This window comes from Pontibacter populi (assembly GCF_019336435.1).
GTDB classification, from domain to species: Bacteria; Bacteroidota; Bacteroidia; order Cytophagales; family Hymenobacteraceae; genus Pontibacter; species Pontibacter humidus.
Map to the genome: position 1 here is coordinate 1,213,516 of NZ_JAHWXQ010000002.1, position 7,168 is coordinate 1,220,683.

Here is a 7,168-nt window from a genome sequence, read left to right on the forward strand (position 1 = left end):
TCCAACTATAGTTTAGCGGCAAGACTATAGATAGCTTCTGTAAAGGCATCCCAGCTAAAGCGCTGCTTATAGTTCTGTATCTGCTGCTCAAACTCTGTAGCTTTCCCTGAACTATAAAAATCCAGGATGGCATCGGCTATGGTTTGGGGTTGTGGTTCCACTACATAGCCTACCTCACCATCTGGTACCAGTTCGGCCAGGCCGCCAACATTGGTAACTACCATCGGTTTATTAAAGTGATAGGCAACCTGTGTTACACCGCTTTGCGTGGCATGTTTGTAGGGCTGTACTATAAGGTCGGCGGCACAGAAGTAATGGCGTACTTCGGAGTTGGGAATAAAATCGGTGCGCAGGATGAGTTGCTCCTGTAGCTGCAATTCGTCAATCAGCTTATGGTAGGGTGCTGCATCTTCATAAAATTCGCCGGCAACTATAAGTTTCAGGTCTTTTCGCTGCTTTATACGTTCGTCGGCCATCGCCTGCAACAACAGATCCAGCCCTTTATAGGCCCTGATAAATCCGAAAAACAGCAGGTAACTATAGTTGGGATCAAGGCCAAGTGCAGCACAGGCTTCCGTTTTAGGTTCTATAGTTCCGAAGTTGTCGTAAAGCGGATGCGCTAAGTAGAGGCTTGGTTTGTTAGGTTCAAAACGCTGCAGATCTTGCTGCACCGACCGGGACATAGTTATGAACCCGTGGCAGGCACTCAGGAAATATTTTGTGAAAGGCACATCACCTGGGCGCTTCTCGTGGGGAACCACGTTATCGGTAATGGCCATTATACGGCTATAGTTGTTCTTTTTGATGATGCGGGCAATGGTGCCCAACGCTGGCCCCATAAACGGCAGCCAGTACCTGAAAATAACTATATCCGGTTTTTGTTTACGGATGTAGTTACCCGCTTTTAGCCAGCTAAGTGGGTTTACAGAATTGATGAGTACTTTAATTTGCAGGCCTTCGGGAGCAGGTTCATCGGAATACTGGCTTTTACCCGGAAACAGGAAAGAGGGATACTGCAAACTGAACGTTACGATCTCCACCTCGTCGCCGTTCTGCTGGAAAGCTTGTGCCAGGCGCTCGTTAAATGTAGCCATGCCGCCACCGCGCAAGGGGTGCGCCGGCCCAACTATAACGATGCGCCTTGCCATTATGCTTTTACAGACCCTATATGGTCGCGCACCAGGTACTCGTTCTTTTTACTGGATGTCATCGACATCATTTCGGCCAGAAAACCAGCCAGGAACAGTTGCACACCCAATATTACAGTAACCAAAGCCAGGAAAAACAACGGTTGATCCACGATATCACGCACACGCCCATCAGAATACAAACCGAATAATTTCTGGACTATAAGCCAGATAGTTATGCCCAGACCAACCACGAACATCAACGTACCCATGGTTCCGAAAAAGTGCATCGGGCGTTTTTTAAAGCGGCTTACAAACGAGATCGAAAGCAGATCCAGGAAACCATAAACGAAGCGCTCCAGGCCAAATTTGGTGGTGCCATACTTGCGTTCCTGATGCTGTACTACCTTCTCGCCAATTCTGGTAAAGCCATTCCATTTGGCAATAACCGGGATGTAGCGGTGCATTTCGCCATGCACTTCTATCGTTTTAACTACCAGCTGGCGGTAAGCTTTCAGGCCGCAGTTAAAGTCGTGCAGTTGTATCCCCGATAGTTTGCGGGTAGCTGCGTTAAATAATTTGGTAGGTATTGTTTTGCTTAACGGATCAAAGCGTTTCTGTTTCCATCCGCTCACCAGATCGTATTTCTGGTGTTTGATCATGTCGTAAAGCGCAGGAATTTCATCGGGGCTATCCTGCAGGTCGGCATCCATGGTTATTACCACTTCGCCAGCGCACCGCTGAAAACCCATATGCAGGGCTGCAGATTTGCCATAGTTGCGGTTAAAACTGATGCCTTTTACGGTATTATCGTCGGCGCTCAGGTCCTGAATAACTTCCCAGGAACGGTCTGTGCTGCCGTCATCAACAAGAATAATTTCATAAGAAAACTCGTGCGCATGCATCACACGCCTGATCCAGCGCACGAGTTCTGGCAGCGACTCCTCTTCGTTAAAGAGTGGAACTACTACCGAAATATCATAAGGGTATTGCATTTTTTATTCGAACTCCGGCCTGTTATTTTTCATGATGGCAGAGATGATCAAAGATAATAGAAATCCAATTATAACAGCACCGATAAGGCCGCCTAAAATCATTGCTATAGGTCCCTGAAATTTTTCAGACATCGCCATGGCCGCTTCAACCTGCTCATCGCTCATTCCCTGGTCCAAAAACGCCTCCGTCTGCTTTTCCATCATGCGGCTCATGTATTCAGTATCAACAAAAGCCGTGTATAACCATACAAAGATACCAGACAGCAGTCCGAAAATGGCAGAAACCAAGGTACCTATACCCAAGCCCTGGCCATAAGACATATAGCCATAGTTTATGGTTTTGTATTGCTTCACGGCAAGTGCTATACCCGCAATCAGGATTAAGTACGATAAGCCGGAAAGCCAGCGGTTATCGCCAAGATTGGCCACCATAATAATAAGTGTGTAAACAACACCGATGAGTGCCGTTATAAGGCCATACTTTAGCGCTACCGAAGTAACAGAAGGTTGTGGTTCAGTCATGATTGTTATTAGTTTAGGGTTAGATTTACTTACGGTAAAAAACAGCTGCTATCAGCGCAAAAACCAACCCTCCTACAAACCTCCTCACAAAATCATCAGCTGCCAGCATAGACGGCGACATAGAATCAAGCGCTTTATAGCCCTCTTCAAACATGCGCTCGCCCATAATCTTAATCTGGTCTTCGCGCGTTTCTTCCAGCAATGCTTTCATTTCCTGTATATGCTGCTGTAGCAGTTCAGGCCCGGCTACATACGTTAAAATAAAAACCAGCATAGAGGCACAAAGCGCCGTATAAAAGGCAACAGAAGTGCCCACACGTAACCCACGCAGAAAACCTATTTCGGTATCGTTAAACCTTTTATAGTAGCGTATGCCCAGGAAAATGGCAAACGGAATAGGAATGAAACTATAGCGGCCATAGTCGCCGAACGGGTTATGCCCCATAAAGTACAACAGCAGCACAATCGCGAAGCAAGCCACTCCACACAAAACGCCGTAACGTACTCCTACTCTTATTATCGCTTGATTAAACATGTATGCAAATTGGTACTACAGTAACTATATTAAGCAACTGTAATATAATCAAAAAATTTAAAAGATTAATTTAATACTACCTGGCCTTTATGGATGATGCCGATAACTTTACCGGTCAACTCCTGCCCGAAGAACGGACTGTTCACACCTTTCGATCTGAAGTTTTTCTCTTCCGGTGTCCAGGTCTGAGTTGGGTCAAAGATGGTAAGGTTTGCCATTTCGCCTACTGCTATTTTGGGCTGAGGCAATTGTAGTATGTGACGCGGAGCAGTAGTAAATTTCTCAACTATAGTTTCTAAGGGCACTACATTAGCCATAGTTGTATTGGCTACCGCAAAAGCAGTTTCCAGGTTCATGATGCCAAACTCTGCCAGATCAAATTCCAGCTTTTTTGCTTCCGTATCATGCGGCTGGTGCCCGGATACAATAGCATCTATAGTTCCATCAGCCAGTCCCTGTTTTATGGCCTCCGCATCTGTTTCGCCCCTGAAAGGTGGATTAACTTTATAGTTGGTATCAAAAGGTAGCATGGTCTCATCGGTAAAAGCAACCTGATAGCTGGCAACATCGCAGGTTACCTGCAGTCCATTGGCCTTTGCCTTTCTAATGCTTTCAATAGCGTTTTTAGTAGAGATAAGCGAGAAGTGAAGCTTACCACCTGTATATGCCAGCAGCTGCAGGTCGCGGGCAACTATAGTTTCCTCGGCCAGCGCCGGTATACCCTTTAGTCCGAGCCTGGTGCTGGCTATGCCTTCGTGCATCTGCCCGTAAGCAGTAAGTTTTGTATTTTCAGGGCGATTAAGAAGCAAACCATCAAACAGTTGCAGATATTGCAGTGCTCGCACCATTACTTCGGCGCCTTGTATCGGGTGTGTCCCGTCAGTAAAAGCAACAGCTCCAGCCTGTTTCAGGTCGATCATTTCTGTCAGCTCTTTCCCTTCGGCTTCCATAGTTACCGCTGCAGTTGGGTGCAATGTAACCGGCAATTGTTCTGATCTGTTTTTGATATAGTTGATAGCACCTTTTGTCTGAACTACCGGCTCTACGTTCGGCATGCAAAGTACTTCAGTAAACCCACCAGCGGCAGCTGCTAGTGACAGACTCTGCAGGTCTTCTTTGTGCTCTAACCCAGGCTCGCCGGTTACAGCATACATATCTGCCCAGCCAACCGACACGGCTAAATGGTCTGATACTATAGTTTGATCCGCCTGCTTTTCATCAGGTCCTATGTAAGTAATCTTTCCCTGCTCAATTAAGATATTGTGCTGTTGCAGGTGAAACTCCGAAGATGGGTGGTAGATGGTAGCTGCTCTCAGGAAAACGTTCATGTCAGAGAAATCTAATAAGGGCTATTTCGGCCATCAGGAAAAACAGACACAATATTAGACAATATTTCCAAAGCTTCACGCCAAAATATCGTTTTTCAAATTCATTCTTCACCGAAAAGGCATCACCATAGTCATACACATGGATATTTTCTCGGTCTGTACCTATCATGATGCGTAGTTCATCAGGAGTGTAAACCTCTAGGAACGATTCGCGGTTATCATAGTTAAAAGCTACTGTACCAGCCACCTCACCATTTAATGTAAGGTTATAGATACCGGCTTCGTTCAGGTCCGGGGGGATGTTCAGGTACAAACTTCCTCCACGTATCTGTTGCTCCGGGATGAATGACAGACTGTCTTTTTCCAGTTTATAAATGCCTTCGCGCGCTGTAGCGTGGGTAATAGGTAACTTTATAGTGTTAGTACTTAAGGTATAAGCCAGTTCCTGCTCCTGCTTATAGCCACTAATAGCTACTTTATACATCACCGGCAGCAGTAAGGCATGATTTACCAATGTATTATAGTCTCCGTGCAGCGGTGCTGCCATCAAATAAATCTGCCCTTTTCCACGTTCAAAACGAGACAGAAACGAAGCTCCTCCTCTGTATTTTAAAATATCATCTGAGGCTCTTGACCAGCTTAAATTCCGTATTGCTGAAGGCATCTGCATCTTTTTATCGTACTCTGCAAATATCCCTCTGAAAAATGGGTTAGCTGCAGCAGGCGGTTGCAGCTCAGATTTATTACCAGCTGGTACAGATAGGCGGGCAGGGATTCCTGCCTGATTGAAAAAGCTTTCGTAGCCACTTAAACTACCGGATGCGGGAGGCAAAACCATTACCGTTCCACCTTCCTGAATATAATTCGTTATGGTTGTGGCAAGCGCAGTGCTTACACTTTCAAGTCCGTTAAGCAAGACCGCATCAGCTTCACCTACACGTGCGTAGTTTACATTACCAGCATTGTAAAGGGTATAGTTAAATAGGGGTTCTTTACTGTAAAGCTCTTTTAAGCTTATAGTTTTAGCATCTGAGATTTCAATAATATTTACACTCTTAGAAGGCGAAAGCACAAAGTAATAGGTATTATCAAACTCGACAGGATAATCATCTATAGTTAAGGCTGCCAGGTTACTCTCCCTATCTCCTACTTTAAAATTTATAGTTGCTTCGGTTGCCTGCTTTGCAGGAAGGTCAATACTTAGTGCAGCCAACTGGTCTCCATTAACCAGTAATTTAACAGGTACATCTTCACGAGCCTCCGTGCCGCTATTATGGACTATAACATGTAAAGCAATCTCTCCTCCGGACCTGATAAATGCATCTTCCAGATAAACAGAGTCAATAAAGATATTGGAAGTGCTAGCGGGTTCTAAAGGTAAAAGATGAACCTGTGTTGTAGAGTCCAGTTTAGTGAAAGCAGAAGCACTAAACTGATTTCTCTGGAATTCGGAGAAAAGAAATAAATGGGAATTAGTAGGAGCTTTAATACTTACTGAACTATTAGAACTATAATCTAAGGCATTCAAAGCTGACACTGCTTCTCCTGCGGAAGCATACCTGTTACTGGAAAGTGTATTATTATCTAATACAGAGAAAACTGAGGCAGGAGGAAATAAGTTAAAAACGGTTTTAGCTTTGTCGGAGGCGTATGTAAGCAGCGACACATCCTTTTCAGCATGCATGTTCTGCATACTATAAGAATTATCAATAACGACAGTGACATCGTTACCAACAGATAATTGAGAGCCAGTACCCGGTAAAAAAGGCTGGGCAAAAGCAAGCACCAAGAATAAAACAAAGAGAATCCTACTAAGAAGTATCAGCAGATCCTTCAACTTACGTTGGCTGGCAGTTACCTCCTGAGAGGCTTTAATAAACCGCACATTACTAAATTCTATCCTCTTTGCTCTCCTTAACTGTACCAAATGCAGGATAACAGGAATGCCTGTAGCAGCCAATGCAAATAAGAAGGCAGGATAAACAAAAGCCATAGATCAAGTTAAACAGGAAATCCCAAAGAAACAACGGGTATAGTTCAAGTCTAGTACGGAGACTTGCTCAAAATGATAGAATGGAAAAGTTATTTCATTTCAATACAAAGGAAGCATATGAGTAAATCTCCCAAATCTTTGAAATAGATAGACTGAAGCAAGAAGGGTAGATATAATAATGTAAAATAGACCTTTCCCTAAATTCAGAACACTGTCGAGGATTCAGTAAAGCTTGAGAAGCTAAAAACAGTCTATTGCTTAAGCAGTACCTAAGCATATACCTATACTATCAATAAGGGCTCTTTAATAATCCTTTTTTCCCAGCCTGTAAACAGCTGCTTTTATCCAGGAAGTCAAGTAGCTTTTAGCGATCGTCACCGCGAGGTAACTATTCTTTTACAATTTTCACTCCTTTAAACTTACTCCACTGCTGCCTCAGCTGTCAACTTTGCTCTGGTACCTTTTTAAGTACATTCTTCCGCTATCGGAGCTTATGTAATTATCATATTGAGCAAGCTACTTTAGAGCCCCCTCCTTCCCCACTTCCCTAAAACGCAAAACACCCCGCCTTAATTAAAAGACGGGGTGTTTTTAGATAGGGTTGGCGGCCACCTACTCTCCCAGGTGTGACCCCAGTACCATCGGCGCGTCCGGGCTTAACTTCTCTG

The 7,168-nt window shown here is 44.5% G+C and carries 6 protein-coding genes; all 6 read right to left on the minus strand.

All coding sequences use genetic code 11. The annotated features are described in order from the left end of the window. Positions 1-5: 5 nt before the first annotated feature. On the minus strand, positions 6-1,148 hold the full coding sequence (locus KYK27_RS11755) for a glycosyltransferase (RefSeq protein ID WP_199110184.1): 1,143 nt from the start codon (positions 1,146-1,148) through the stop codon (positions 6-8). Further along, positions 1,148-2,122, minus strand: coding sequence for a glycosyltransferase family 2 protein (locus tag KYK27_RS11760; protein ID WP_199110185.1), 975 nt, complete (start codon positions 2,120-2,122; stop codon positions 1,148-1,150). Before KYK27_RS11760 ends, KYK27_RS11755 begins: the two co-directional genes overlap by 1 nt. Positions 2,123-2,125: 3 nt before the next feature. Further along, positions 2,126-2,644, minus strand: a complete 519-nt coding sequence (locus KYK27_RS11765) for a DUF4199 domain-containing protein (RefSeq protein ID WP_199110186.1) — start codon at positions 2,642-2,644, stop codon at positions 2,126-2,128. Between the two features lie 25 nt (positions 2,645-2,669). Beyond that, positions 2,670-3,179, minus strand: coding sequence for a DUF4199 domain-containing protein (locus tag KYK27_RS11770; RefSeq protein ID WP_199110187.1), 510 nt, complete (start codon positions 3,177-3,179; stop codon positions 2,670-2,672). A 65-nt stretch (positions 3,180-3,244) separates the two neighbouring features. Next, complete coding sequence (locus KYK27_RS11775; protein ID WP_199110188.1) at positions 3,245-4,507, minus strand: dihydroorotase; 1,263 nt, start codon at positions 4,505-4,507, stop codon at positions 3,245-3,247. 1 nt (position 4,508) lies between these two features. Beyond that, positions 4,509-6,500 carry a BatA domain-containing protein gene (locus tag KYK27_RS11780; RefSeq protein ID WP_233150391.1) on the minus strand — a complete coding sequence of 664 codons (1,992 nt, stop codon included), beginning with the start codon at positions 6,498-6,500 and terminating at the stop codon, positions 4,509-4,511. Between the last annotated feature and the right edge of the window lie 668 nt (positions 6,501-7,168).